Genomic DNA, 24,613 nt, shown 5'->3' with positions numbered 1-24,613 from the left:
TGACGTGCTCGGTAGTCTGGACGGGTGACAGAGCAGCCCGTGCACATCCGGCCCGAGATCGCGATCCTCCCCGCGTACAAGCAGGGACGCCAGGCCGCGGCGGACGCCTTCAAGCTCTCGAGCAACGAGAACCCCTTCCCGCCGCTCCCCGGCGTGGTCGAGGCGGTGCAGGCGCAGACCGCCTACAACCGCTACCCGGACGCGACGGCGCTCGCCGTGCGTGCCGTCCTGGCGAACCGCTTCGGCGTCACCGTCGACGAGGTCCACGTCGCGCCGGGCAGCGTGGCGATCCTGCACGAGCTGGCGAAGGCGACGTCCGGCCCCGGCGACGAGGTCGTGTACGCCTGGCGGTCGTTCGAGGCCTACCCCGGCGTGGTCACGGTTGCCGGCGCCACCAGCGTGCAGGTGCCGAACCGCGCCGACGGCCGACACGACCTCGACGCCATGGCGGCGGCCGTCACCGAGCGCACCCGCATGGTGATCGTGTGCACGCCCAACAACCCCACCGGCACCGCGGTGACCGCAGCCGAGTTCGACGCCTTCATGGCGCGGGTGCCGCGGGACGTCCTCGTGGTGATCGACGAGGCCTACGCCGAGTTCGTGACCGACCCGGACGCCGTGCGCGGGGTCCCGCTGCTGGAGCGGTACCCGAACCTCGTCGTCCTCCGCACCTTCTCCAAGGCGTACGGCCTGGCCGGGCTCCGCGTCGGGTACGCGCTCGGTCCGGCATACGTCCTCGACGCCGTCCGCGCGTGTGCCATCCCCCTCAGCGTCACGGCGCAGGGACAGGCGGCCGCGCTGGCCAGCCTCGAGCGCGAGACCGAGCTGCTCGATCGGGTCACGCACCTGACCGACCGACGCGACCTGGTCGTGACCGCGCTGCGGGCCCAGGGCTGGGACGTCCCCGATGCCCAGGGCAACTTCGTGTGGCTGCCGACGGGCGACCACACGGGGCACGCGGCTGAGCAGTTCGAACGTGCCGGCATCATCGTCCGGGCCTTCGGGAACGAGGGCATCCGGGTCTCCATCGGCGAGCACGAGGCTGTCGACAAGCTCCTCGAAACCGCGCGCTCGCTTGTCGGGGGACTCACAACGCCCGGCCTCGACCGGCCGCTACGCTGACCCGCATGTCCTTCCACGCCGCGGCGCCCGCGACGACCACCATCCAGCTCCTCGACATCGAGGGCCGGTTCGTGGAGACCGACGACAACGCCGAGTTCGCCGCCGTCGCACGGTCCCTCCCCGACGAGACGCTGCTCGCGATGCACCGCCAGATGGTGCTCACACGACGCTTCGACCACGCGGCCGGCAACCTGCAGCGCACGGGGCAGCTCGGACTCTGGGCGCCGAGCCACGGGCAGGAAGCCGCTCAGGTCGGTTCGGCCTTCGCCCTGCGCCCCCAGGACCACCTCTTCCCGTCCTACCGCGAGCACGCCGTCGTCCTGCAGCGGGGTGTCCAGCCGATGGAGATCATCTCGCTGTTCCGCGGCCAGGCCCACGGCAACTGGGACCCGGACGCCCGTGGCAACACGCACGTCTACACGCTCGTCATCGGCGCACAGACGCTGCACGCGACGGGCTACGCCATGGGCCAGGCGCTCGACGGCAAGGTCGGCACGGGTGACCCCGACGTCGACGAGTGCTCGATCGTCTACTTCGGCGACGGCGCGACCAGCCAGGGCGACGTGAACGAGGCCTACGTGTTCGCCGCGTCGCACCGGGCCCCCGTCGTGTTCTTCCTGCAGAACAACCACTGGGCGATCTCGGTCCCGGTGTCGGTGCAGTCGCCGACGCCGCTCGTCGACCGTCCGCGCGGCTTCGGCATCCCGAGCGTCAAGGTGGACGGCAACGACGTGCTTGCCTCGTACGCGGTCAGCACCGTCGCGACCGAGCACGCCCGCAGCGGCCAGGGCCCGGCGTTCATCGAGGCCGAGACCTACCGCATCGGCGCCCACACCAGCTCGGACGACCCGACCCGGTACCGCGGGGACGACGAGCTGGCCGGTTGGGTGGCCCGCGACCCGATCACCCGGTCCGAGGCCTTCCTGCGCAGCCGCGGTGCCACCGACGCGCAGTTCGCCGAGTTCGAGGCCGAGGGCGAGCAGATCGCCGCCGACATCCGCGCGAAGACCTCCGCGCTGCAGACCCCGCCGATGGACGCGATGTTCGACAACGTGTACCGCGAGCCGCACCCGCGCATCGACGAGCAACGCACCCGCCTGCACGAGTACGAGGCCGCCCAGGACGCAGGGACCCACGCATGAGCACCACCGAGCAGCTGTTCGACTACACGCTCCGGTCGCACCCCGGCGCGGGCGAGGCCCCCGAGGACCCCACCCCGACCATCCCGATGGCCAAGGCGCTGAACGCGGGACTCGCGGCGGCGATGGCGAGCGACGACAAGGTCCTGCTGATGGGCGAGGACATCGGACGGCTCGGCGGTGTGTTCCGCATCACCGAGGGCCTGCAGGACCGCTTCGGTCCCGACCGCGTGCGCGACACCCCGCTCGCCGAGTCGGGCATCGTCGGCACCGCCATCGGTCTGGCCCTGCGCGGGTACCGCCCCGTCGTCGAGATCCAGTTCGACGGGTTCGTCTGGCCGGCCTTCAACCAGATCACCTCGCAGCTGGCCAAGATGGCGAACCGACTCCCGCAGCACATGTCGCTGCCCGTCGTCATCCGCATCCCGTACGGCGGGCACATCGGGGCGATCGAGCACCACCAGGAGTCCCCCGAGGCGTACTTCGCACACACCGCCGGGCTCCGCGTCGTCAGCCCGAGCACGCCCAACGACGCCTACTGGATGATCCAAGAGGCGATCGCGTCGAAGGACCCGGTCGTCTTCATGGAGCCGAAGTCGCGGTACTGGCCCAAGGGCCAGGTCGACCTGGTCGACGGGCACGTGCCGATGCACACCACCCGCGTCGCCAGGACCGGCACCGAGGTCACGCTGGTCGGGCACGGCGCGATGGTCGCGACCCTGATGCAGGCGGCCGACATCGCCGAGGCCGAGGGCACCAGCTGCGAGGTCGTCGACCTCCGCTCGATCTCGCCGATCGACTGGGAACCCCTGCTCGCGTCGGTGCGCAAGACCGGACGTCTGGTCGTCGCGCAGGAGGCCTCCGAGTTCGTCAGCGTCGGCAGCGAGATCGCTGCGACCGTCGCCGAGCGGGCGTTCTACACGATGCAGGCGCCGCCGCTGCGGGTCTCCGGGTTCGACATCCCGTTCCCGCAGTCGAAGCTCGAGCACCACCACCTGCCGGACGCCGACCGCGTCCTCGAGGCCGTGGACCGCGCCCTCGCCTACTGACCCGGTCCAGCCGGACCACCTCTCCACCGCACGACCGACCGCCGAAGGAGCCGACGTGGCTGTCGCCGAATTCCCCCTGCCCGACGTGGGCGAGGGCCTCAACGAGGCCGAGATCGTCCAGTGGCGCGTCGCGATCGGGGACGAGGTCACCGTCGACCAGGTCCTGGTCGAGATCGAGACCGCCAAGTCCCTGGTGGAACTGCCGTCCCCGTTCGCGGGCACGGTCACGGGACTGCTCGTCGCCGAGGGCGACACGGTCGAGGTCGGTCGTCCGATCATCCGGGTCGAGTCCGGCGCGTCCGTCGCGTCCACGACCGACCACCCGGGAGGCCCGGCCTCCGTCGCCGACGCTGCCCCGGTCTCGCCCGTGGTCGCGCCCAGTGCCCCGGTCGCCTCCGCCCCGGTCGCCTCCGCCGCGGTCGCTCCCGCCCCGGTTGCTTCCGCTCCGCCCGTCGCGGCCCCCGCTCGCGTGACCGTTCCCGCCCCGGCGGCGGCGACGCCCACCCGTTCCGCCGCACCGTCGCCGGCTGCCACTCCCGCGCCGACCGAGTCCCGCATGCCGGCCTCGCTCCCCGCAGCTGACGGTGCGTCCGTCGTCGGCACGGACGAGTCCTCCGGCGCCGTCCTGGTCGGCTACGGCTCCGCGACCAGCGCACCCTCGCGCCGCAAGCCGGGCGCCCGCCGGGCCGCCGCCGCCGCCGCGCAGGCGAGCCGGGCCTCCAGTCGGGAGGCCGACCTGGTCCTGACCGACGACGGCGAGGCGACCACCGCCGAGGCCGTCGCGGCGCAGGGCCAGCGCCCCGCGCGCCCGACGGCGCCGCCGGTGATGGCGAAGCCGCCGATCCGCAAGCTGGCGAAGGACCTCGACGTCGACATCGCGATCGTCGTGCCGACCGGGCTCGCCGGCGAGGTCACGCGCGACGACGTCATCCGGCACGCGACACAGGCCACGGTGTTCCGCAACCTCGAGACGCCCGAGTGGGGCGACGTCCGCCAGGAGACCATCCCGGTCAAGGGCGTCCGCAAGGCGATCGCGACGGCGATGACCACGTCGGCGTTCACCGCGCCGCACGTGTCGCTGTTCGTGGACGTCGACGCCACGCGCACGATGGAGTTCGTCAAGCGGCTCAAGTCCTCGCCGACGTTCGCGGGGGTCAAGGTGTCGCCGCTGCTCATCATGGCGAAGGCCGTCATCTGGGCCGTCCGCCGCAACCGCTCGGTGAACTCGTCGTGGACCGACCGCGAGATCATCGTCCACCACTTCGTGAACCTCGGCATCGCCGCGGCGACCCCGCGTGGGCTCATCGTGCCGAACATCAAGGACGCCCAGGACATGTCGCTCTTCGAGCTGGCCAAGGCGCTCGAGGCGATGACCCTCACCGCCCGCGACGGCAAGACCAGCCCCGCCGAGATGGCCGACGGCACGATCACCGTGACGAACATCGGCGTGTTCGGCATGGACACCGGGACGCCCATCCTCAACCCGGGCCAGGTCGCCATCGTCGCGATGGGCACCATCAAGCCGAAGCCGTGGGTCGTCGAGGGCGAGGTCCGCTCGCGGATGGTCACGACGATCGGCGCCTCGTTCGACCACCGCGTGGTGGACGGCGACGTCGCCTCCCGCTTCGTGCACGACGTGGCCTCGGTCATCGAGGAGCCGGCGCTCCTGCTCGACTGACACGCGAACCTGCCGGTCGTTGGCGTGGTGTTCACGCGGATGTCGGTGGCGGGGGCGATGATCGGGGCATGGTCCACCAGCTCCTGACCACCCCACAGGAGATCCGAACGGATCGCCTCCTGCTGACGCCCGTCACCCCCACCGACATCGACGCCCTGCACGTCGTCTACGCCGACGCCCGCACCTGGACCCACCTGCCGAGCGGTCGGCACGCCAGCCGTGCGCAGACGGTCGACCTGGTGCAGCGCAAGATCGGCGGCCGCGTCCGGCACGGGCTCGGGTCGTGGACGATCCGCGACCTGCAGAGCGGGGTCGTGCTCGGGGTCGGTGGCGTCGACATGACCGCCGGCGGCGTCTGGAACCTCGGGTACCGCCTCGCACCGTCCGCGTGGGGCCACGGTCACGCCACGGCCGTCGCGCGGGCGGCGATGACGGCAGCGCACGACACCGCCCCTGGTGTGCCCGTGACCGGCCGGGTGCTGACGAACAACCCGGCGTCGGCACGGGTCCTGGCGAACGCCGGACTCGCGCTCGTCTGGCAGGGCACGACCGCCGCACCCACCCCCGACGACGTCGAGCGACAGGTCTGGGCGGACCGCGTGCTCACCGATCAGCAGCACGCCTGGCTCGTCGCGAACGCCTGAGGGCTCAGCGCCGCCCAGCCGCCAGCGCGCCGAGCACCCCGGCCGCGACCGTCGCCAGCCCGAGCACCACCGCGGCGACGACGCACATTCCGCCCGGGCTGAACGACAGCACGCCCACCAGCACCAGCACCGCCGCCCCGAGCACCGCCATGCGGACGACCAGCACCCCCGGTGCGTCGTTCACGGTTGCACCACCCCGGGCGCGCCGAGCAGCGCGTCGGCCTCGTGGGGCAGCTCGTTCGCGAGCGACCACTGCACGGTGTTCCAGTCGTGTCCGCTCCCGGGCGCCGACGCGACGGCGGTGTGGATGCCCGCACGCCGTGCGGCCGCGCCGATCCGCTTCGCCGACTCGGTGAACTCGTGGTCCGTCGACCCAGCGGTCAGCCACAGCCGGGTGTCCGGGTAGGGGCCGTTCGCGGCCATCAGCGCTGACGGGGCGGCGGCGCGCCAGCGGGCGAGGGACCCGCCGAAGGCCTCGTCGGCGCTGTTCTGCGGGGAGCGGTCGACCGGGTGCAGCTCGCTCGACACGGCGAGGGCGGCGCCGAAGCGGTCCGGGTACCCCGACAGGAACTGCGTCGCGCACGTCGCGCCCTGCGAGAACCCGACGAGCCCCCAGCCGCGGCGGTCCGTCGGCACGCGCAGGTGTGCGGTGACCCACGCGGGGACGTCCTGTGTGATGTAAGTAGCCGCTTTGCCGATCGACGAGTCGACGCACATCGTGTTGTGCCCGGGGACGGCGAGCTGGTCGGCGGACACCACGATCGGCGCGAGCCCGTGGTGGGCGGCCGCGTACGCGTCGAGCACCCCGGCGATGCCGCCCGCCGTGAACATGTCGCTGGGGGAACCGGGCTGCCCGGAGAGCGAGACGACGACCGGCAGCACGGGCGGGTCATCGGTGAGGGCGGCCGGCGGCAGGTACACGACGGCCGGGCGCGCGGGGAAGCCCGACCGCGTCCCCGGGATCCGCACGGTGCCCACGTGGCCCGCCGTCGGCATCGTCGCGGGCGGGGTCCAGTGCTCGGACGCGGGTCGGTCGGCGACGGCGTCCACGCCGGACTCGGAACCCAGGTCGAGGGCCGGGAACGGGTTGGTCTGCACGAGCGCGTTGAGCGTCGGGTAGGCGGCGTAGTCGACGTTGACGCCGAGCGCGGGGACGAGCAACGCCAGGGGCACCAGCACGCCGGCGAGCACGCGGCGTCCGCGGCCGCCCTGGACGAGCCCCGCCACGGCCAGTGCGAGCCCGGCGAAGGCCATGGCCACCCACATCCGTGTGACGTCGGTCAGGTGGACGTCGAACGCGTTGAACAGGTCACCGACGACCCAGCACGCCAGCAGTCCGAGCAGGGCACCGCCGACAGCGACCGCGGCGCGGACGCCCGTGCGTCGCCAGGCCGCGCTCGACCGCAGCCCCGTGCGGAGCGCCGGCAGCAGCACGACGACCGCGGTGACGCCGAACAGCACGTCCGCGGGCACGAGCTTCGTGGGGACCTGCAGCCGGGTCCCCATCACCCAGTGGAACGGGTCGAGCATCAGCCTCGTGCCCCGGCGGCCGCACGGTGCGCACGCCGCAGCTCCCACAGGTGCCGGGGTCGCAGCCCCGGCAGGTAGGCACCGGCCAGGGCCCGGGCGACCCGTGGCACGTGCAACGGCGTCGGGACGACCAACCAGAGCGGCTCGTGCTGTGCGCCGAACTTCTCCTTGAAGCGCTGGAGCGAGCGGAACCCGTACGCCGGCTCCAGCAGGCGGGCCAGCAGTCGCGAGCCGCGGTCGAGGACGGCCGTCGACGCGGGGTCGTGGGCGGCGAGCGGCGTGCCGGACAGGCTCAGCGTGGTCAGCCCGGCCTCGCGCGACCGCAGGGCGGTCCGGGCGATCAGGAACTCGACGACCCCGGGCATCCCGTCCTCGCCGCGCCGCATCACGTCGAGCGTGTAGCCGGTCAGGGCGCCGTGCGCGTACACCGGCAACCAGCTCGTCACGGCGGTGACCCGGTCCGAGGCGTCGACCGCCAGGGCGAGTCGCACGTCGGGGTCGTCGAGCTCGCGGAAGCCGCCGAGGGTGAAGCCCATCTCGGGCAGACGGCGGTCGGCGGCCCAGCGGGTGCAGATCGCCTCGACCTCGGCGCGCTGCCGGGCGTCGAGCTGCGCGAACCGGGTCCACTCGTCGCGGACGCCCTCGCGGTCGGCGCGGTTCGAGGCGGTGCGCAGGTCCTGGCGGCGCTTGCCCCGCAGGTCGAAGGTCGTGACGTCGAGGACGGCCTCGACGCCGACGGGCAGCGCGGTCCACCCCTCGGGCGCCAGGATCGCCCGCACCGGCTCGTGCACGCTCGTGAACGCCGGGACCCAGCCGTTCTCCTCGCAGTGCAGCGCGAACGCACTGATGACGGCGGCACGGTCGTCGGCGGTGCACACCGGGTCGGAGACCGTCAGGGCGACGTCGCCGCGCACGCGGTACGCCACGGCCCCGAGTCCGTCGGGGTGCGACCAGACCGCGTTCCCGCGCCACGTCCCCATGTGCCCGAGTGACCCGGCGTCGCCCCCGCGCAGCATCGCGACGAGTCCGGACGGCCCGGACGCTGCCCGGAAGGGCGCTCGGACCAGACGGCCGCGCAGCACCAGGATCGCCAGCAGCACCGACGCGGGGACGACCCAGGCGCCGAGCAGGGTCACCTGCCACTCGACCTCGTCCAGGCCGAGCCCCTGCCACTGCACCGCCGAGTCCGTCATCGGCTCGATGAGGAACACGTCGGCGAGCACGGCGGTCAGGACGACGAGCACCCCGGCCGCCACGACGATCCCGGCACGACGGCCGTGGTGCACGAGCCAGGCGGCGACGAGCAGCAGGACTCCGACGAGCACGGTGGCGCGGTCGCTCATCGCGTCCGAGAACGGCGAGAGCACCCCGTCCGGGTCCGGCACGACGAGCGTCACCAGCGTGCCGCCGCCCAGCGCGACGAGGGTCGCCACGACGACCGTCCGGGCCGTCAGGTGGTCGCGCTGCGCGGGACGGGAGGCCCGGTGCACGACGAGCGCGCCGGCCGCGGTCCCGAGCAGGGCGGCGAGCGCGCGGGTCACGTCCGAGCCGTGGCCCGCGAAGAGCAGGAGGGTGAGCGTCACCGTCCACAGCACCGTGCGGACCCGCCACCGGCGCTGGGCGGGCATGCCGGCCGACGCCGCGGCGAAGAGCGTGACGGCGATCACCGACGGCGCCAGCATCGGCTGTCCGTGGACCACTTCGGCGTGCGCCTCACCCAGTGCGTCGCCGACGCTGACCGCCAGCTCCGTGACGAGCATCGCGATCGCCGGGACGACCACGCCGACCAGTGCCGCCCTGATCGAGCCGATCGTCCGCTCGGCGACCGCGGCGGCGATGATCGTCGCGACGAGTGCCAGGCAGGCGACGGGCGGGTGGTGCGGGAAGTCCGGTTCGGCGTGCGTCAGCCGAGCCCCGACCACCAGGACGACGATCGCCCCGGCCACGACGAGGGCGACGGGGTGGCGACGGAGCCGGGCGAGGGCGGGACGGATGGGCACAGTGCCATCGAAGTGGATCCGAGACCCGCGGGCATCGACCGTCGGGTTGAACCACGATGGCCGATCGGCCATCGGACCGAGTCGGCAGCGCAGCCGCTGGTGCCGGTCAGGACGTCGGCGGCAGGTGCTCCACGGGCAGCCGCAGGGACAGGGCGAACCCGCCGTCCGGCGTGGGACCGCTCTCGAGTCGTCCGCCGAGCAGTGACGCCCGTTCACCGAGCCCGATGAGCCCGAGGCCGGACCCGGGCAGCTCGAGGCGGTCCGACGCGGCGGGGCCGTTGACGACGCGGACGGTGACCACAACACCGACGACCTCGCCGGACACGTGCACCGCTGCCCCGGGTGCGTGCTTCCGGACGTTCGTCAGCGCCTCCTGCACGAAGCGGTACACGGCGCGCTGGACCGGCTGCGCCAGGGTCGCCGGCAGGTCGACCGCGGTCGTGGTGTCGAGTCCGGCGGCCGTGACCAGCCGGTCCAGGTCGGCCAGGACGGGCTGCGGCGCGATCTCACGGTCGGTGCCTCCTGCGGCACGGAGCACCTGGACCATCTCGCGCAGCTCCTGCAGGGTGACCACGCAGAGCTGGCGGATCGTGCGGGCGAACCCGCGCTCGGCCTCGTCACGACCGGCCATCTGCATGCCACCCGCCTGCACGGCGATCAGCGTCACCTGGTGCGAGACGACGTCGTGCATCTCCCGCGCGAGCAACGCCCGTTCGCGGGACAGCGCGACCTCGGCGGCCTGCCGGCGTTCCTCGGCGCGGGCGGAGTCGCGTTCGGCGAGCCGTTCGGTCAACCGCAGCCGGGTCTGGGCGAGCAGGCCGATCGACAGCGGACCGAGGGCGAAGATCAGCGCGTAGATGATCGAGACGATGACGTCCTCGAGGTTCTGCGGCGGGCCGACGAACCCGCCGAAGCCGACGAACTCGACCACCGCGGCCAGCAGCATCACCCAGCGCCGGTCGGTGCGCTGCCCGATCGTGAACAGCGCGACCACGGACGCCACCACGGCCGAGCCGACGAACAGCCCCGGCACGGTCAGCGCGAACGCCGTCACGGGCAGGCGGCGGCGAAGGACCAGGGCCGCCGCGGCCAGGAGCGACATCGCGGTCTCGAAGTCCGTGGCACCCGAGATGTCGAGCACGGCGTCGCCGACCGCGGCGGCGACGAAGAACGCGTCCACCAGCCACCACGGCGGCTGGTGACCACGGATCCAGCGGAAGCCGCCGTCGACGACGGTGTCGAGCCTCCTGTCCGTCGCTCCCAGCACGCGGCGGACTCGCGACTCAGGCACGGAGCAGCCCCGCCGCCGCTGCGCGGAGCGCGAGCTGGACACGGCTGGCGACGCCGAAGGCGGCGAGCAGAGCGCGCACGTCCTCCTTCACGGTGCCGGTGCTGACCCCGAGTCGTGCGCCGATCTCGGGGTTGCTGACACCGTCGGCGACGAGCTGCAGGACGGCGCGCTCGCGGTCGGTCATCGGCGGGACCTCGGACTGCACGACCGAGGGGGCGAACAGCCGGGCGCGGTCGAGCTCCGAGGCGAGCACGACGCCGCCCGCTGCCAGGACTCTCACGTACTGGGCCAGGCCCTCGGGGTCCGTGTCCTTGAGCAGGAACCCCGCGGCCCCGAGTTCCATCGCGCGGCCGAGGTGCTCGGCGGCGTCGAACGTCGTGAGCATCGCCACCGCGGGCGGCTCCGGCATCGCGGTGATTGACCCGAGCAGGTCGAGACCGTCGATGCGGGGCATGCGCACGTCGAGCAGCACCACGTCGGGGCGGTGCTCGGTGACGGTGGCGATCGCGTCGACGTCGGAGGTCGTCGCGACCACCTCGATGTCCGGCGCCGCCCCGAGGATCAGCTCGAAGCCGTACCGGACCAGCGCTTCGTCGTCGACGATCACCACGGAGATCACGGGCGACATCCTGGCACGGGTTCTCCACGGCACATCGACGTCCCGTCCAGGGATCGCTACTGTGAGAGGACTGGTCATGTCCGCCCAGGACCACCGGGCAGACCACCGACACCGCAACGGAGCACGAGGGACCGATGACGAGCCGCATCACCGAAGGCGCGGAGCCGAAACACCAGCAGCTCCGCCGGATCCTGCTCGACCTGGCCACCGTCCGACTCGCCCCCGGAGCCGCCATCCCGTCCGAGCGCCAGCTCATCGCCGAGTACGGCGTCTCGCGCATCACCGTGCGCGAAGCACTCGGCCAGCTCGTCAACGAGGGCTACCTCGAGCGCGTCCGCGGCAAGGGCACCTTCGTGGCGCACCGGCCCGTGCAGTCGACACTGCACCTGGCGTCGTTCACCGAGGAGATGCGGGCGATGGGCCACGTGCCCACCACCGTCGTCCTCCTGCGCGAAGAGCGCGTCCCGCCGACCGACACCGCCGCGGCACTGCGCCTGGGGGAGTCCGACACGGCCTTCCACCTGAAGCGACTGCGCATGGCCGACGGGGCACCGGTGTCGATCGACGACGCCTGGCTCGTCGCCGACGCGTTCCCCGGGCTGCTCGACCACGACCTGTCCGGGTCGGTGTACTCGATCGTCGCCGACGAGTACGGCATGCCCATCGACCGGGCGCAGCAGACCGTCGCGGCGACACCGGCCGCGGACGACGTCGCCACGCTGCTCGGCACCAGGACGGGCGCGCCCCTGCTGGAGTTCGACCGGGTGTCGTACTCGCGCGACCGACCCGTCGAGCACGCGCGGAGCTGGTACCGCTCGGACCGTTACCGCGTGCAGATGGAGGTCACCGCGACCCGCGCGGTCGCGTAGAGCGGACCGCGCGGGTCGGACCGTGACGGCACCGACGTGGGTGCCCGCCGGTCAGACGGTGAAGAGGACGTCCCCGGCAGCGACCGTGCTGCCGACGGTGTCCTGCGCGACCGAGTCCGGCGCCGAGCCGAGCACGACGACGGGGCACACCGGCGAGTAGCCCGCAGCCGAGATCGTCGCCGGGGTGAACCGGACGACCGGGTCGCCCGCGCTGACGACGGCGCCCTCGGCGGCCAGCAGCGTGAAGCCCTCGCCCTTGAGCTTGACGGTGTCGATGCCGACATGGACGAGCACGTCCGTACCCGCCGACCCCTGCATCGCGAACGCGTGCGGGTGCAGCTTGACGATCGTGCCGTCGACCGGGGCGACCGCGGTGACCGTGCCCTCGACGCCCGTGGGGTCGACCGCGACCCCGGCGCCGACGAGCTGCTCGGCGAACACCGGGTCCGGCACGTCAGCGAGTGCGATCACGGGCCCGGCGAAGGGCGTCAGGACAGCGGTCACAGCTCGTCCTGGATGTCCTGCGCGAGGTTGTCGGCGATCGGTCCGACGATGACCTGCCAGCCGGTGCCGCCACCGACGACGGCCTGGGCGCCCGCCGCCTTGAGGGCGTCCTTGTCGACGAGGTCGCCGTCCTCCACCTCGACGCGGAGGCGTGTGATGCAGCCCTCGACCTCTTCGATGTTCTCGGTGCCACCGAGTGCGGCGATGATGTCGGATGCCTTGATGTCGGCCATGAAGTTTCCTCCTCGTTACAGGTTCGCGTTCAGGTTGACATGCATGCCGTGGTCACAGAGACTACGGACTGGTCATGACCGGACAGGACCGGACCTGGCGTCACCGCCGAGGCTACCTGCGCCGCACGCACGACTCAACTCACCCCGACAGCTCCACCCGATGACGAGAGGACCTCCGATGAGCACTGCTGCCACCACGGATGTGCCGGAGAAGAAGACGCCGAAGAAGCAGAGCAAGCTCTTCGCCAACGCGCAGCGGCTCGGGCGGAGCCTGCTGCTGCCGATCGCGGTCATGCCGGCAGCGGGCATCCTGCTCCGACTCGGGCAGTCGGACATGCTCGGCGCCATCCCCGGCTTCGAGAAGGGCGCGACGATCATCGCGGCCGCCGGCAACGGTGTCTTCACCTGGCTGCCGCTGCTGTTCGCCGTCGGCATCGCGATCGGCTGGGCGAAGAAGTCCGACGGCACCACGGCGCTCGCCGCGGTCGTCGGGTACATGGTCATGTACCAGGTGTTCGCCGCCATGTCACCGATCGTCCTGGCGGGCGTGAAGGACGCGAACGGCGACCAGGCGACGATCAACTTCGGTGTCCTCGGCGGCATCGTGATGGGTCTCGTCGCTGCCGGGCTGTGGCAGAAGTTCCACCGCACGAAGATGCCCGACTTCCTCGGGTTCTTCTCGGGCCGTCGTCTGGTCCCGATCCTCACCGCGGTCGCCGGTCTGATCATCGCCGTGCTGATGTCCTTCGTCTACCGCTACTTCGACATCGCGCTGACGGCCGCCGGCCAGGCCGTGTCGGACAACGCCGTCGTCGGCGGCGGGATCTTCGGGTTCGTCAACCGCATGCTCATCCCGATCGGACTGCACCAGCTGCTCAACTTCTTCCCGTGGTTCCAGCTCGGCAGCTTCACCACGGGTGGCGTGACCTACCACGGTGACATCGCCCGCTTCCTGGCGGGGGACCCGACCGCGGGCATCTTCCAGGCCGGCTTCTTCCCGATCATGATGTTCGCTCTGCCGGCCGGTGCGCTCGCGATCTGGCGCAACGCCAAGCCGCACAACCGCAAGCTCGTCGGCGGCATCATGCTCTCCGCCGCGCTCACCTCGTTCGTGACCGGCATCACCGAGCCGCTCGAGTACTCGTTCATGTTCGTGGCGTTCCCGCTCTACGTGATCCACGCGCTCCTGACCGGCACGTCGCTGGCGCTGGTCAACGCGCTCGGCATCCGCGACGGCTTCTCGTTCTCGGCCGGCGCGATCGACTACGTGCTCAACTTCGGCAAGGCGGACGGGGCGATCTGGCTCATCCCGATCGGCCTCGGCTACGCGGTGGTCTACTACTTCCTCTTCAGCTTCGTCATCAAGAAGTGGAACCTGCGGACCCCGGGCCGCGAGGAGGACACGATCGCCGAGAACACGATCGACGCGGCCACCAAGGCCTAGTCGCGACCACCAGACGGACGGGAGGCCCGGTGCCAGCTGGCACCGGGCCTTCCGTCTGCCTCCCGTCGGCTTGGTTTTGACAATCGTTATCAACTAGGGCTAGCGTTCTCGACATGCAGAACCGCCGCCTCCTCGCCCTGCCCCTCGTCGCCGGCGCCGCCGCGCTCGCCCTGACGGGCTGCGCCACGTCGCCCGCGTCGTCCGACGCCAGCGGTGACGGCACCGTCCGTGTCGTCGCGTCGACGAACGTGTACGGCTCGCTCGTGAAGACGATCGGCGGCGACCACGTCAGCGTGACGAGCATCCTCGACGACCCCTCGCAGGACCCGCACTCGTTCGAGTCGAGCGCGCAGACCCAGCTCGCCGTGTCGAAGGCCGACCTGCTCATCGAGAACGGCGGCGGCTACGACGACTTCATGACGACGCTGGCGAAGTCGGCGGACACGAAGGCGGCCACGATCAACGTGGTCAAGCTCTCCGGGCTCGACGAGGGAGGCGACGCCGAGTTCAACGAGCACGTCTTCTACAGTTACCCGACGATGGTCAAGCTCGTCGCCGACGTGGCCGACCGGCTCGGCTCGCTCGACAGTGCCGACAAGGGGACCTTCGCGGCGAACGCGAAGACCCTGACGACCAAGCTGCAGGACCTCGAGTCGCAGACCGCCGCCGCGAAGCAGTCCGACCAGGGCGAGAAGGTGGCCTACACCGAGCCCGTCCCCGGGTACCTGTTCGACGCGATGGGGCTCGACAACGTCACGCCCGAGGCCTTCTCCGAGGCGATCGAGGAGGGCGACGACGTCCCACCGGCCGCGCTCAACGACACCCTGAAGCTGTTCAGCGACCGCACCGTCAAGCTGCTGGCCTACAACGAGCAGACCTCGAGCCCCGAGACCGAACAGGTCAAGAAGGCCGCGGACAAGGCGGGCATCCCGGTGGTCGGTGTCACGGAGACGCTCCCGAAGGGGGAGGATTACGTCTCGTGGCAGCAGGCGAACATCGACGCGGTGACGGCGGCACTGGCGAAGTGACCGCGGTCCAGGACCAGACGCGCACCGCCGCTGCCCCGCGCAGCGGCGGTCCCGCCGTGCTCGCGCTCCGGGGCGCGGGGCTGGCGTACGGCGCGCGCCGACTCTGGGACGGCCTCGACCTCGACGTCGCGCCGGGGGAGTTCGTCGCGGTGCTCGGACCGAACGGCGCGGGCAAGACCTCGCTGCTGAAGACCGTGCTCGGGCAGCAGCGGCTGACGAGCGGTTCGATGTCGTTCCTCGGGCGCCCGGTGCGTCGTGGCCACCGCCGGATCGGGTACATCCCGCAGCAGCGGCTGATGGACTCCGGTACCCCGCTCCGTGCCCGCGACATGATCGCCCAGGGCGTGACCGGGCACCGCTGGGGGATCCGGCCCGAGCGGAAGGCCGAGCGGGAGCGCATCGACCGGATCATCGACGAGGTCGGAGCCACCGCGTTCGCGGACGCCCCCGTGGCCGAGCTCTCCGGCGGTGAGCAGCAGCGCACCCGCGTCGGGCAGGCCATCGCCGCCGACCCCGCCCTGCTGCTCTGCGACGAACCCCTCATCTCGCTCGACCTGCGGCACCAGCGCGGCGTCACCGAGCTCATCGACCGCCAGCGCCGACAGCAGGGTGCTGCGGTGCTCTTCGTCACGCACGACGTGAACCCGATCCTCGACGTCGTCGACCGGGTCCTGTACATCGCGGGCGGGCGCTTCCGGATCGGGTCGCCCGACGACATCCTGCGCGCCGACGTGCTGTCGGACCTGTACGGCACCCCGGTCGACGTCGTCCGCACGATGGGACGCATCGTCATCGTCGGGTCGAACGAAGCGCACGAGCACCACCACGGCGAGGTCGACCCGCACGGTACCGCTCCGGACGAAGGGCGGGTCTGATGGACGTCTGGTCGACCGTCTTCTCGTTCCAGGACTACGGCGAGCTCGTGGCGCTCGTGCAGAACTCGATCTGGGCGGGTGCCGTGCTCGGGGTCGTCGGCGGGCTCATCGGTCCGTTCGTCGTCGCGCGGAACATGCCCTTCGCGGTGCACGGCATCAGCGAGCTCTCGTTCGCGGGCGCCAGCGCGTCGCTGCTGCTCGGGGTGAACGTCGTGACCGGCTCGCTGGTCGGCTCTGTCGTCGCGGCGCTGCTGATCGGGCTGCTCGGCTCGCGGGCGCGCGACCGCAACTCGATCATCGCCGTGCTCATGCCGTTCGGACTCGGGCTCGGCATCCTCTGCCTGGCGCTGTACAAGGGCCGGGCGGCGAACAAGTTCGGGTTGCTGACCGGGCAGATCGTCTCGGTGGACAACCCGCAGCTGACGTCGCTCATCGTGATCAGTGCCGTCGTCGTCGCGATCCTGGTCGTCATCTGGCGCCCGCTCATGTTCGCGTCGGTCGACCCGGACGTCGCCGCCGCCGCCGGCGTCCCCGTGCGGACGCTCGCCCTGGTCTTCATGCTCGCGCTCGGACTCGCCACGGCCGTGTCGGTGCAGATCGTGGGCGCCCTGCTCGTCCTCTCGCTGCTGGTCACCCCGGCGGCCGCCGCGCTCCGCCTGACCGTGCACCCCGTGCTCGTCCCCGTGCTGTCGACCGTGTTCGCCGTGGTGTCGGTCGTCGGGGGCATCCTGTTGGCCCTCGGTGGCGGGCTGCCGATCAGTCCGTACGTCACGACGATCTCGTTCGCCATCTGGGTGGTCTGCCGGATCGTCGGGGCACACAAGGAACGTCGTGGACGTGGCCGCGTCGCCGTCCGCGAACACTCGTCAGCACCCCAGGAGGTCAGCGCTTGAACGCCGTGCAGAAGCCCGCCGCCGTGCAGAAGCCAGTCGCAGCGCAGGGGTCAGCCGTCCCCAAGGCCAAGCGGAACACCTGGCAGCGCGAAGCGGTCCGCGGCGCGCTCGACTCCACCGAGGGTTTCGTCAGCGCCCAGGCGCTGCACGCGCACCTGCGTGACGGCGGTTCGACGATCGGTCTCGCCACGGTGTACCGCGCGCTGGCCGACCTGGCCACCGAGGGCGATGCCGACTCCCTCCAGCAGGACGGTGAGTCGCTCTACCGCGCCTGTACGACCGACAAGCACCACCACCACCTGATCTGCCGGGTCTGCGGTCGGACCGTCGAGATCCAGGCGGACCCCGTCGAGCGGTGGGCCCAGCAGGTCGCCGCCGAGCACGGTTTCACGAACGCCAGCCACGTCGTGGACATCTTCGGCGAGTGCGCGTCGTGCACGGCCGCCCGCGCCGAGGCCTAGGCGCCCGCGCTCCCGGGGCCGCGCCAGCGGGGCGGGGCCGAGCCGGGCCTCCCGGCCGGGTTTGCGACACGCCCGGCCATCCAGTATCGTTGGCGGCTGGTCCGTGCTCGCACGGGCCCGTTGTTCAGCCCTCCGACCGTCGCGAACGCCGCGGTCGCGCGGATCCGCCTCTCGCAGGCGGGCGGGGCGGCACACACAACCCCCTCGCACCGTCTCCTCGGTCTCCGGACCATCGTGGCCACGCGCGTGTGTGCCAGGCAAGTGACCTTGGGTGCGGCCGATCGGCCGCACGGTAATCATCAGGAGGAAACCATGGCAGCAGTGTGCCAGGTGACCGGAGCCACCCCCGGCTTCGGACACAACATCTCGCACTCGCACCGCCGGACGAAGCGTCGCTTCGACCCGAACGTGCAGAAGAAGACGTACTACGTGCCCTCGCTTCGTCGTAACGTCACGCTCACGCTCAGCGCGAAGGGCATCAAGGTCATCGACGCACGCGGCATCGAGTCCGTCGTCAAGGACGTCCTTGCCCGCGGGGAGAAGATCTGATGGCCAAGAAGGGTCAGGACGTTCGTCCGATCATCAAGCTCCGCTCCACGGCGGGCACCGGGTTCACCTACGTGACCAAGAAGAACCGTCGCAACAACCCGGACCGTCTCGTGCTGAAGAAGTACGACCCGGTGGTCCGCAAGCACGTCGACTTCCGTGAGGAGCGCTAAGCATGGCGAAGAAGAGCAAGATCGCGAAGAACAACCAGCGTGCGGTCATCATCGCGCGCTACGCCGACCGTCGTCTCGAGCTGAAGAAGGCCCTCGTGGACCCGAACGGCACGGACGAGTCGCGTGAGGCCGCTCGCGTGGGGCTGCAGAAGCTCCCCCGCGACGCCTCGCCGATCCGCTACCGCAACCGCGACGCCATCGACGGCCGCCCCCGTGGCCACCTCGGTGAGTTCGGCATCAGCCGTGTCCGCTTCCGCGACATGGCGCACCGTGGCGAGCTGCCGGGCATCACGAAGAGCTCCTGGTAAGCACGCACTCCTCGAACGCCCCGTCACCGCATCGGTGACGGGGCGTTCGTCGTCCCCGCCCGACGTCCCGACTGGCGGTTCCCGCTCGGTTCGGGGGACATCTTCGTCACATTGGTCACACGAGCCACTCTGATCCCGCGACAACCCCGGAAATCCGGGCGAGTCGGCCGTCAGGGACCGGACCGGCTGATAGGTTCAACTCCGGTTCCGCCGGGCCCTCGGCCCGCTGGTCCGAAGCCCCGGGGCAACCGCTCAGGGCACCGGGCGCCGTGTGCGTCCGACCGATACGCAAGAAGTCCGAGGAGGACATCCAATGGCTGACAAGTCACTGAACCGCACCGAGCTCGTCGCTGCCGTCGCCGCCGAGTCCGGCCAGAGCCAGGCCACCGTCAACGGCGTCGTCGACGCCCTCTTCAGCGTCGTCTCGGGCTCCGTCGCCGACGGCACGAAGGTCACGATCCCCGGTTGGATCGCCTTCGAGAAGACGCACCGTGCCGCTCGCACGGGCCGCAACCCCCAGACCGGTGACGCCATCGAGATCGCCGCGAGCGACTCGGTCAAGGTCAGCGCCGGCTCGAAGCTCAAGGCCGCGGTCAAGTAAGACCGTCGCAGCGCACGGAGGGGACGGCTTCGGCCGTCCCCTTCGTCGTTCCCGGCGGCGGGAGGTCGTCCCCGCCGCCGTCCTCCACAGGTCGTCCCCCCTCGTCCCGTGCGCCGTCGGGCACCGCCTAGGCTTGACGGGTGAACCGGATCGCACGCATCGCGGGGCCAGCCGTGCTGGTCGTCGTCGCGTTCGTGTCGCTCCTGGTCGCGCTGGTGATCGGCGGCGGGGCCGACGCCGCGCTGATCGCCGATCCCGGCTCTGCCGTGCGCTTCGGGCTCCCCATCGCACGGGTCCTCGTCGACCTGTCCGCCGCCGCGACCATCGGCGGGCTGGCGCTGGCCACCATCGGGCTCTCCCGCACCGCTCCCGAGTGGAACCGGGCCATCGACGTCGCCGCGGCATCGGCGGGTGTCTGGACGGTCGCGTCCGCCGTCACCACGTTCTTCACCTTCCTCAGCGTCGCCGGGTCGCGGATCAGCCTCGACGACCAGTTCGGGCAGTCCATGGGGGTCTTCCTCACCGGCACCGACCTCGGTCTCGCCTGGCTCGTGACGGTGCTCGTCGCCGCGGCCGTCACCGTCCTGTGCTTCGCCGTCCGGTCCCGGGGCATGGTCGCCCTGACGGCCGGCGTCTCGATGATCGGCCTCGTGCCGCTCGCGCAGCAGGGGCACGCCGCCGGCACCGCCAGCCACGACGCCGCCGTCACCGCGCTCGGGCTGCACCTGGTCGGTGCCGCCGTGTGGATCGGCGGGATCGTGATGCTGACCCTCGTCCGCGGTGTCGTGCCCGGGGACCGGCTCGCACTCGTCGTCGGCCGGTACTCCAGCGTGGCGCTCGGCTGCTTCGTGCTGGTCGCCGTCTCCGGGGTCGCGTCGGCGCAGATCCGTGTGGGCGCGTTCTCGAACCTGGCCACACCGTACGGTGCACTCGTGCTCGTGAAGACCGGAGCGATCATCGCGCTCGGTGTCCTCGGAGCAGTGCAGCGTCGGCGTACGATCATCGCCCTGACAGCGACCCCGCGGCGCGCTCGGCCGTTCTGGACGCTCGTCGTCGTCGAGCTCGCGGTGATGGGGATCGCATCCGGGTTCGCCGCGGCCCTGGGTCGGACGGCCACCCCGGTCGACCAGATCGCGTTGAGCAAGACGAGCGACCCGTCCCCGGCCGAGATCCTCACCGACGACCCCCTGCCCGCCGCGCCGGGGCCGTGGGGGTGGGCGACGCACTGGAACCTCGACCTGTTCTGGCTCATGGTCGCCGTGCTGCTCGTGGCGACCTACGCCGCCGGGGTCGTCCGGCTGCGGCGCCGCGGCACCCCGTGGCCGCTTCGTCGCACCGTCGCGGCCGCGGTTGCGGTCCTGTGCCTGGTCGTCGCGACCTCCGGCTCGTTGCACGACTACGACCGCTTCCTCGTCTCCGCCAACGTCGGTGCGCACGTGCTGCTCGGGGTCGTCGTTCCCGCACTCATCTGGGCCGCCGCTCCCGTGCAGCTCATCCGCGCCGCCGTCCGGCCGCGGACCGACGACAGCACCGGTGTCCGCGAGTGGACCGGCATCCTCGTCGACAACGCCGCCGTGCGGTACCTCGTGCAGCCGTTCCCGGCGCTCGTGCTGCTCGCCGCGATCTGGTGGGGCTTCTACGGCACGCAGGTGGTCCGGTGGTCGGCGAGCGACTCGATCGGGCGCACCGTGATCGACCTCGTCTTCCTGCTGGTGGGGCTCCTCGCACTCCCGACGCTCCTGACGCCCGTGGCGGCCGGAGCGCACTCGGCGTCGCGCGTGGCCCTCGCGGTCCGGACCGCCGGCGCGGCGGTGGTGGCCGCGGGCATGGTGTCGCTCGGCATCGCGATGCAGGGGCCGCTCGGGCTGCTGCAGGCGTCCTGGTTCGGCGCGATGGGGCGCACGTGGGGCCCGGACCCGCTGGTGGACCAGGCCCGGGCGGGGACCGTGCTCGTCGTGTCCGGCGTCCTGCTGGTGCTCGTGACGGTCGTGGTCGGCGTGCTCCGGCTGCGTCGAGACCACGCGGTGTCGCCGATCAGCGCTGAACGGGGTGCGCGGTGAGCGTCGAGCTGAGCGCCGAGCAGCGCGCCGTCTTCGAGTACGTCGAGTCCACACGTGACCACGTCTTCATCACGGGGCGTGCGGGGACCGGCAAGTCGACGCTCCTCAACCACCTGGCGTGGAACACCGACAAGCAGGTCGTGATCTGTGCGCCGACGGGTGTGGCGGCGCTCAACGTCGGCGGCCAGACGATCCACTCGCTGTTCCGCCTGCCGATCGGGCTCATCGCCGACGCCGAACTCCGCCAGGGCCCCGACACCCGCAAGCTCCTCAACACGATGGACACCCTGGTCATCGACGAGGTCTCGATGGTCAACGCCGACCTGCTCGACGCGATGGACCGTTCGCTGCGCAAGGCCCGCGGGCGGCAGTTCGAGGCCTTCGGTGGCGTGCAGGTGGTCATGTTCGGTGACCCGTACCAGCTGCCGCCCGTGCCGGGCGACGGCGACGAGCGCGCCTACTTCACCGACCACTACCGCTCGCTCTGGTTCTTCGACGCCAAGGTCTGGCTCGAGGCCGAGCTCAACATCATCGAACTCGCGACCGTGCACCGGCAGCGGGACGACGCCTTCGCCGCGATGCTCACCGCCGTGCGGCACGGCCGGGTCACCGCGGACATCGCCGACCGCCTGAACGAGGCCGGCGCCCGGCCCGCGCCGGACGACGCCATCACCCTGGCGACCCGGAACGACACCGTGGCGCGGATCAACAGCGCGGCGCTCGAGCTGCTGCCGGGCAAGGTCAAGACCGCGCGTGCCGACGTGAACGGCGACTTCGGTGGCCGGAACTTCCCCGCCGACGAGGCACTCGAGCTCAAGCCGGGTGCCCACGTGATGTTCCTCCGCAACGACCCCGACCAGCGCTGGGTGAACGGCACCCTCGGGATCGTGCAGACCATCCGCGACACCGTGTGGGTCGACGTCGACGGAGAGTCCTTCGAGGTCCAGCCGTCGGTGTGGGAGAAGTTCAAGTACTCCTACGACGCCGACAAGAAGGAGCTCAAGAAGGACACCGTGGGGGAGTTCCAGCAGTTCCCGCTGCGTCTGGCCTGGGCCGTGACGATCCACAAGTCCCAGGGCAGCACCTACGACCGCGCCGTCATCGACCTCGGCAACCGGGTGTTCAGCGCCGGGCAGACGTACGTGGCGCTGTCGCGGCTCACCTCGCTCGACGGGCTGTTCCTGACGCGGCCGCTCCGTCCGTCCGACATCATCGTGGACCTGGACGTCCGGCGCTTCATGTCCGAGGCGCCCCGGGTCGTCGCGACCCAGCTCGAGGCGCCGAAGCCCGACGGGCCGGCGGCCGGGGCCTGACTCCGACGCTGCCCACGAACAGCGACGCCCGCCTGCCGGTGCGGCAGACGGGCATCGAGGACGTGCAGTGCGGTCAGGCGCGCGCGGCCCGCAGTGCGGCGATGTTCTGCTTGTCGGCCCCGAGCGCGGTGAGCAGGAGCACGACGCCGACGATCGCGTTGAAGACGTTGTCCGCGGTGTTCATCGCGAAGACGTTCGCCGAGGTGTTCATGAACACGAAGCCGTACACGGCCATGACGACGAGGACGACACCCACGACCAGGTTGACGTTCCGCGAGCCGATCGTGTTGCCGAGTCCGACGATGAACAGGGCGGCTGCGAGCAGCGTCCAGATCAGCACCAGCGCGGGGTTCACGAGGAACGCGTCCCAGAGCAGCCCGCCGCTGTCACCGAAGAAGTGGTTGCCGTTCTCGCCGGCGAAGAAGAAGCCCAGGACGCCCCAGACGGCGAGCAGGGTGCCGACGGTCAGCGCGAGCGCCCGGTTCGGCGAGGCGATGATGCTCGGTTCCTTGACTGCCACTTGGGTCTCCTGTTCTGGTGCCACCAGCACCGACGATGCGGTCGTGCGCTCCGGCCGTGCTGTCGCCGGTGCCGTCCGGGCGGAGGAGCCCTGCGTCCGAGCCGCGGGCGACGGACCGGCGCCCGGTGCGACGAGGCCCCGCGCACCCTGGTTCCCAGCGTCCGACCGGCCGTCCAACGGTATCGTGTCCCGCCCCGACCGACCCAATCGAAGCGCCGTCACCAGGCGCACGACGAGTCCCGCGACGACAACGCCGAGGAGGACGATCCCCGTGACCCGCACGCCCGATCGCAGTGCGCCGCCCTCGCGCGAGGACGCCCGCGGCCCGAGTGTGTCTCGACGGCTGCGGTGGGGGGTGCTGGCCGGTGTGGGGTTCGTGATCGTGCCTCTCGTCTACGCGGTCGCCGTGCTGACGCCCGTCGGTCAGCGGGTCGAGGACTCCGCGCTCGGGGGTGTCCGTGAGACCGACCTGTTCGGGTCGGACACCGCCCTGAACGTCATCTCGGTCCCGGTGATCCTGCTGCTCGTCATCGTGATCGCCGCTGTGGCGCTCGCCCGGAGGCGGCTCGCCGTGGGGCTGGCGGCGGGGGTCGTGGTGCTCGCGTCCGCGGGCACGTCGACCCTCGTCAAGCGTATCGCCGTGCGCCCGGAGATCGCCCAGTCCACGACGCCCAACTCGTTCCCGTCCGGCCACGCCACGATCGCGCTGGCGTCGTTGTTCGCGGTCCTCATGGTCACACCCAGGCGGTTCCGGCCGCTCGTGCTCCTGGTCGGCGCCGCCTACGCCGTGTTCGTCGCGAACCAGACCGTCGTCTACGGGTGGCACCGGGTGAGCGACATCGTCGGGGGCTGCGCGGTCGCGCTGTTCTGGCTCGGCATCGTCCGGGCGGTCGGGCCGTTGGTCGACCGCGGGGAGCGCGGTGACCGTGACGGGCGCCGTGGTCCGCGTCGACTGGTCACGGCGGTCCTGGTGGTCTCCACCGGCGTGACGGCGGCGGTGGGCGTCGCAGCCGTCGTCGTCGCGCTCGCGAGCGGTGCGGCCCACGACCACGACGCGCTGCTCGTCGCAGGTCGCATGGCGTCCTCGATGAGTGTCCTGCTGGTGGTCACCCTGGTGTGGCTGGCCGACGGCATGCACCACGCTGCCGCGACGACCGACACGCGGGGCGTCCCGACGCCGGTCTGACCGCGGGGCGGCACCATCGAGCACCGCAGCACCATCGAGCAGCGCAGCGCCACCGCGCCGCGTCAGACCGCGTGCAACGACCGCAGGATCCGACGCGCGATGCGCGCCTCCTCGTCCGCTCCCGCGTCGTGCCGCACGGAGCGCACGGGCACCCCGAGCACCACGGCGATCTCGGACGGCGCCACCCGCAGGTCCGACAGCTCCTGGACGAGACGGTCCCGCTCAGCCGCGACCGAGTCGTCGACCATCCGAGCCGCGTCGCGCAGCTCGCGCGCCCGTGCGGCCGCCTGGCGCACCTGACCCATCCGAGCGGTCATGTCGGTGTCCCCGAGCTGGTACTCGATGCAGGGGTCGACGCCGACGAACTCGCGGACCATGGCCCGGTGCTGCACGACGACCTCGTCGAGCCACGAACCGTGGTGCTCGATGGCGGGGTAGTCACGGCAGCGGAGCACCCACTCGTCGTCGACGAGCCGTGCGGTCGAGGTGATGGTGGTCACGCTGACACCTCCGTGGGGTCCTGGTCC

Annotated in this window: 27 protein-coding genes; 18 read left to right on the top strand and 9 right to left on the bottom strand. The window is 71.7% G+C overall.

The window, feature by feature from the left end; genetic code table 11:
• The first annotated feature begins 24 nt into the window (after nt 1-24).
• The 5 genes from ASG04_RS10735 (at nt 25) to ASG04_RS10715 (ending at nt 5,632) form a co-directional block, all read left to right on the top strand.
• Entirely contained in the window at nt 25-1,122 is a 1,098-nt protein-coding gene (locus ASG04_RS10735; RefSeq protein WP_056123612.1) for a histidinol-phosphate transaminase, read from the top strand.
• Between the two features lie 5 nt (nt 1,123-1,127).
• On the top strand, nt 1,128-2,264 hold the full coding sequence (locus tag ASG04_RS10730; protein WP_056123608.1) for a thiamine pyrophosphate-dependent dehydrogenase E1 component subunit alpha: 1,137 nt from the start codon (nt 1,128-1,130) through the stop codon (nt 2,262-2,264).
• An 86-nt stretch (nt 2,265-2,350) separates the two neighbouring features.
• Nucleotides 2,351-3,310, top strand: a complete 960-nt coding sequence (locus ASG04_RS10725; RefSeq protein WP_056124035.1) for an alpha-ketoacid dehydrogenase subunit beta — start codon at nt 2,351-2,353, stop codon at nt 3,308-3,310.
• Nucleotides 3,311-3,365: 55 nt separating this feature from the next.
• A complete protein-coding gene (locus ASG04_RS10720) occupies nt 3,366-4,988 on the top strand; it encodes a dihydrolipoamide acetyltransferase family protein (RefSeq protein ID WP_056123605.1) in 1,623 nt (540 codons plus the stop codon).
• A 68-nt stretch (nt 4,989-5,056) separates the two neighbouring features.
• The gene (locus tag ASG04_RS10715) at nt 5,057-5,632 is read left to right on the top strand and encodes a GNAT family N-acetyltransferase (protein WP_056123599.1); all 576 of its coding nucleotides are present in this window, start codon (nt 5,057-5,059) and stop codon (nt 5,630-5,632) included.
• A 4-nt stretch (nt 5,633-5,636) separates the two neighbouring features.
• On the opposite strand, the gene ASG04_RS10710 is transcribed toward ASG04_RS10715, so the two are convergent.
• The 5 genes from ASG04_RS10710 to ASG04_RS10690 all read right to left on the bottom strand — a co-directional run bounded on the left by ASG04_RS10710 (nt 5,637) and on the right by ASG04_RS10690 (nt 11,072).
• Entirely contained in the window at nt 5,637-5,816 is a 180-nt protein-coding gene (locus ASG04_RS10710) for a hypothetical protein (protein WP_056123597.1), read from the bottom strand.
• A complete protein-coding gene (locus ASG04_RS10705) occupies nt 5,813-7,162 on the bottom strand; it encodes an alpha/beta hydrolase (protein ID WP_056123592.1) in 1,350 nt (449 codons plus the stop codon). The genes ASG04_RS10710 and ASG04_RS10705 overlap by 4 nt, the downstream gene beginning before the upstream one ends.
• Nucleotides 7,162-9,162: a bifunctional lysylphosphatidylglycerol flippase/synthetase MprF gene (locus ASG04_RS10700; protein WP_056123589.1), complete on the bottom strand. Its 2,001-nt coding sequence runs from the start codon at nt 9,160-9,162 to the stop codon at nt 7,162-7,164. The genes ASG04_RS10705 and ASG04_RS10700 overlap by 1 nt, the downstream gene beginning before the upstream one ends.
• A gap of 106 nt (nt 9,163-9,268) precedes the next feature.
• A complete protein-coding gene (locus ASG04_RS10695) occupies nt 9,269-10,453 on the bottom strand; it encodes a sensor histidine kinase (protein ID WP_200938458.1) in 1,185 nt (394 codons plus the stop codon).
• On the bottom strand, nt 10,446-11,072 hold the full coding sequence (locus ASG04_RS10690) for a response regulator (protein WP_200938456.1): 627 nt from the start codon (nt 11,070-11,072) through the stop codon (nt 10,446-10,448). The genes ASG04_RS10695 and ASG04_RS10690 overlap by 8 nt, the downstream gene beginning before the upstream one ends.
• 134 nt (nt 11,073-11,206) lie before the next feature.
• Here ASG04_RS10690 and ASG04_RS10685 point away from each other — a divergent pair, with 134 nt between their 5' ends.
• The gene (locus ASG04_RS10685; protein ID WP_056123579.1) at nt 11,207-11,941 is read left to right on the top strand and encodes a GntR family transcriptional regulator; all 735 of its coding nucleotides are present in this window, start codon (nt 11,207-11,209) and stop codon (nt 11,939-11,941) included.
• Nucleotides 11,942-11,992: 51 nt separating this feature from the next.
• Here ASG04_RS10685 and ASG04_RS10680 read toward each other — a convergent pair whose 3' ends face one another.
• Together ASG04_RS10680 and ASG04_RS10675 are read right to left on the bottom strand one after the other, a co-directional pair.
• A complete protein-coding gene (locus ASG04_RS10680) occupies nt 11,993-12,445 on the bottom strand; it encodes a PTS glucose transporter subunit IIA (protein ID WP_056123576.1) in 453 nt (150 codons plus the stop codon).
• Nucleotides 12,442-12,678, bottom strand: coding sequence for a PTS transporter subunit EIIB (locus ASG04_RS10675; protein WP_056123573.1), 237 nt, complete (start codon nt 12,676-12,678; stop codon nt 12,442-12,444). The genes ASG04_RS10680 and ASG04_RS10675 overlap by 4 nt, the downstream gene beginning before the upstream one ends.
• A gap of 178 nt (nt 12,679-12,856) precedes the next feature.
• Here ASG04_RS10675 and ASG04_RS10670 point away from each other — a divergent pair, with 178 nt between their 5' ends.
• From ASG04_RS10670 to ASG04_RS10620, 11 genes are all read left to right on the top strand, one after another.
• The gene (locus tag ASG04_RS10670; protein ID WP_056123570.1) at nt 12,857-14,122 is read left to right on the top strand and encodes a PTS transporter subunit EIIC; all 1,266 of its coding nucleotides are present in this window, start codon (nt 12,857-12,859) and stop codon (nt 14,120-14,122) included.
• A 113-nt stretch (nt 14,123-14,235) separates the two neighbouring features.
• A complete protein-coding gene (locus ASG04_RS10665; RefSeq protein WP_056123567.1) occupies nt 14,236-15,150 on the top strand; it encodes a metal ABC transporter solute-binding protein, Zn/Mn family in 915 nt (304 codons plus the stop codon).
• Nucleotides 15,147-16,025: a metal ABC transporter ATP-binding protein gene (locus ASG04_RS10660; RefSeq protein WP_056123564.1), complete on the top strand. Its 879-nt coding sequence runs from the start codon at nt 15,147-15,149 to the stop codon at nt 16,023-16,025. Before ASG04_RS10665 ends, ASG04_RS10660 begins: the two co-directional genes overlap by 4 nt.
• A complete protein-coding gene (locus ASG04_RS10655; protein WP_056123561.1) occupies nt 16,025-16,918 on the top strand; it encodes a metal ABC transporter permease in 894 nt (297 codons plus the stop codon). Before ASG04_RS10660 ends, ASG04_RS10655 begins: the two co-directional genes overlap by 1 nt.
• A 23-nt stretch (nt 16,919-16,941) precedes the next feature.
• Nucleotides 16,942-17,379, top strand: a complete 438-nt coding sequence (locus tag ASG04_RS10650; RefSeq protein WP_056124032.1) for a Fur family transcriptional regulator — start codon at nt 16,942-16,944, stop codon at nt 17,377-17,379.
• A gap of 312 nt (nt 17,380-17,691) precedes the next feature.
• Nucleotides 17,692-17,928 (top strand): 50S ribosomal protein L28, encoded by a 237-nt coding sequence (gene rpmB / locus ASG04_RS10645; protein ID WP_056123559.1) that lies wholly within the window; start codon nt 17,692-17,694, stop codon nt 17,926-17,928.
• Complete coding sequence (rpmG, locus tag ASG04_RS10640) at nt 17,928-18,098, top strand: 50S ribosomal protein L33 (RefSeq protein WP_056123557.1); 171 nt, start codon at nt 17,928-17,930, stop codon at nt 18,096-18,098. Before rpmB ends, rpmG begins: the two co-directional genes overlap by 1 nt.
• 2 nt (nt 18,099-18,100) lie before the next feature.
• Nucleotides 18,101-18,406, top strand: coding sequence for a 30S ribosomal protein S14 (rpsN, locus tag ASG04_RS10635; RefSeq protein ID WP_056123554.1), 306 nt, complete (start codon nt 18,101-18,103; stop codon nt 18,404-18,406).
• A 313-nt stretch (nt 18,407-18,719) separates the two neighbouring features.
• Nucleotides 18,720-19,007, top strand: a complete 288-nt coding sequence (locus ASG04_RS10630; protein WP_056123550.1) for an HU family DNA-binding protein — start codon at nt 18,720-18,722, stop codon at nt 19,005-19,007.
• Nucleotides 19,008-19,147: 140 nt separating this feature from the next.
• Nucleotides 19,148-21,067 carry a cytochrome c oxidase assembly protein gene (locus tag ASG04_RS10625; protein WP_056123547.1) on the top strand — a complete coding sequence of 640 codons (1,920 nt, stop codon included), beginning with the start codon at nt 19,148-19,150 and terminating at the stop codon, nt 21,065-21,067.
• Nucleotides 21,064-22,380 (top strand): ATP-dependent DNA helicase, encoded by a 1,317-nt coding sequence (locus ASG04_RS10620; protein ID WP_056123544.1) that lies wholly within the window; start codon nt 21,064-21,066, stop codon nt 22,378-22,380. Before ASG04_RS10625 ends, ASG04_RS10620 begins: the two co-directional genes overlap by 4 nt.
• Nucleotides 22,381-22,453: 73 nt before the next feature.
• Here ASG04_RS10620 and ASG04_RS17600 read toward each other — a convergent pair whose 3' ends face one another.
• Complete coding sequence (locus ASG04_RS17600; protein WP_056123541.1) at nt 22,454-22,900, bottom strand: DUF4383 domain-containing protein; 447 nt, start codon at nt 22,898-22,900, stop codon at nt 22,454-22,456.
• A 271-nt stretch (nt 22,901-23,171) separates the two neighbouring features.
• On the opposite strand from ASG04_RS17600, the gene ASG04_RS17145 reads away from it, so the two are divergent.
• Entirely contained in the window at nt 23,172-24,086 is a 915-nt protein-coding gene (locus tag ASG04_RS17145) for a phosphatase PAP2 family protein (RefSeq protein ID WP_235515510.1), read from the top strand.
• 62 nt (nt 24,087-24,148) lie between these two features.
• Here the strand turns inward: ASG04_RS17145 and ASG04_RS10605 are convergent, their stop codons facing one another.
• A complete protein-coding gene (locus tag ASG04_RS10605) occupies nt 24,149-24,586 on the bottom strand; it encodes a hypothetical protein (RefSeq protein WP_056123533.1) in 438 nt (145 codons plus the stop codon).
• Between the last annotated feature and the right edge of the window lie 27 nt (nt 24,587-24,613).

Origin of the sequence: Curtobacterium sp. Leaf183, from assembly GCF_001424385.1 — a bacterium.
Lineage (GTDB): Bacteria > Actinomycetota > Actinomycetes > Actinomycetales > Microbacteriaceae > Curtobacterium.
The sequence above is the reverse complement of the archived record's forward strand: the minus strand, read 5'-3'. Positions and strand labels throughout refer to the sequence as shown.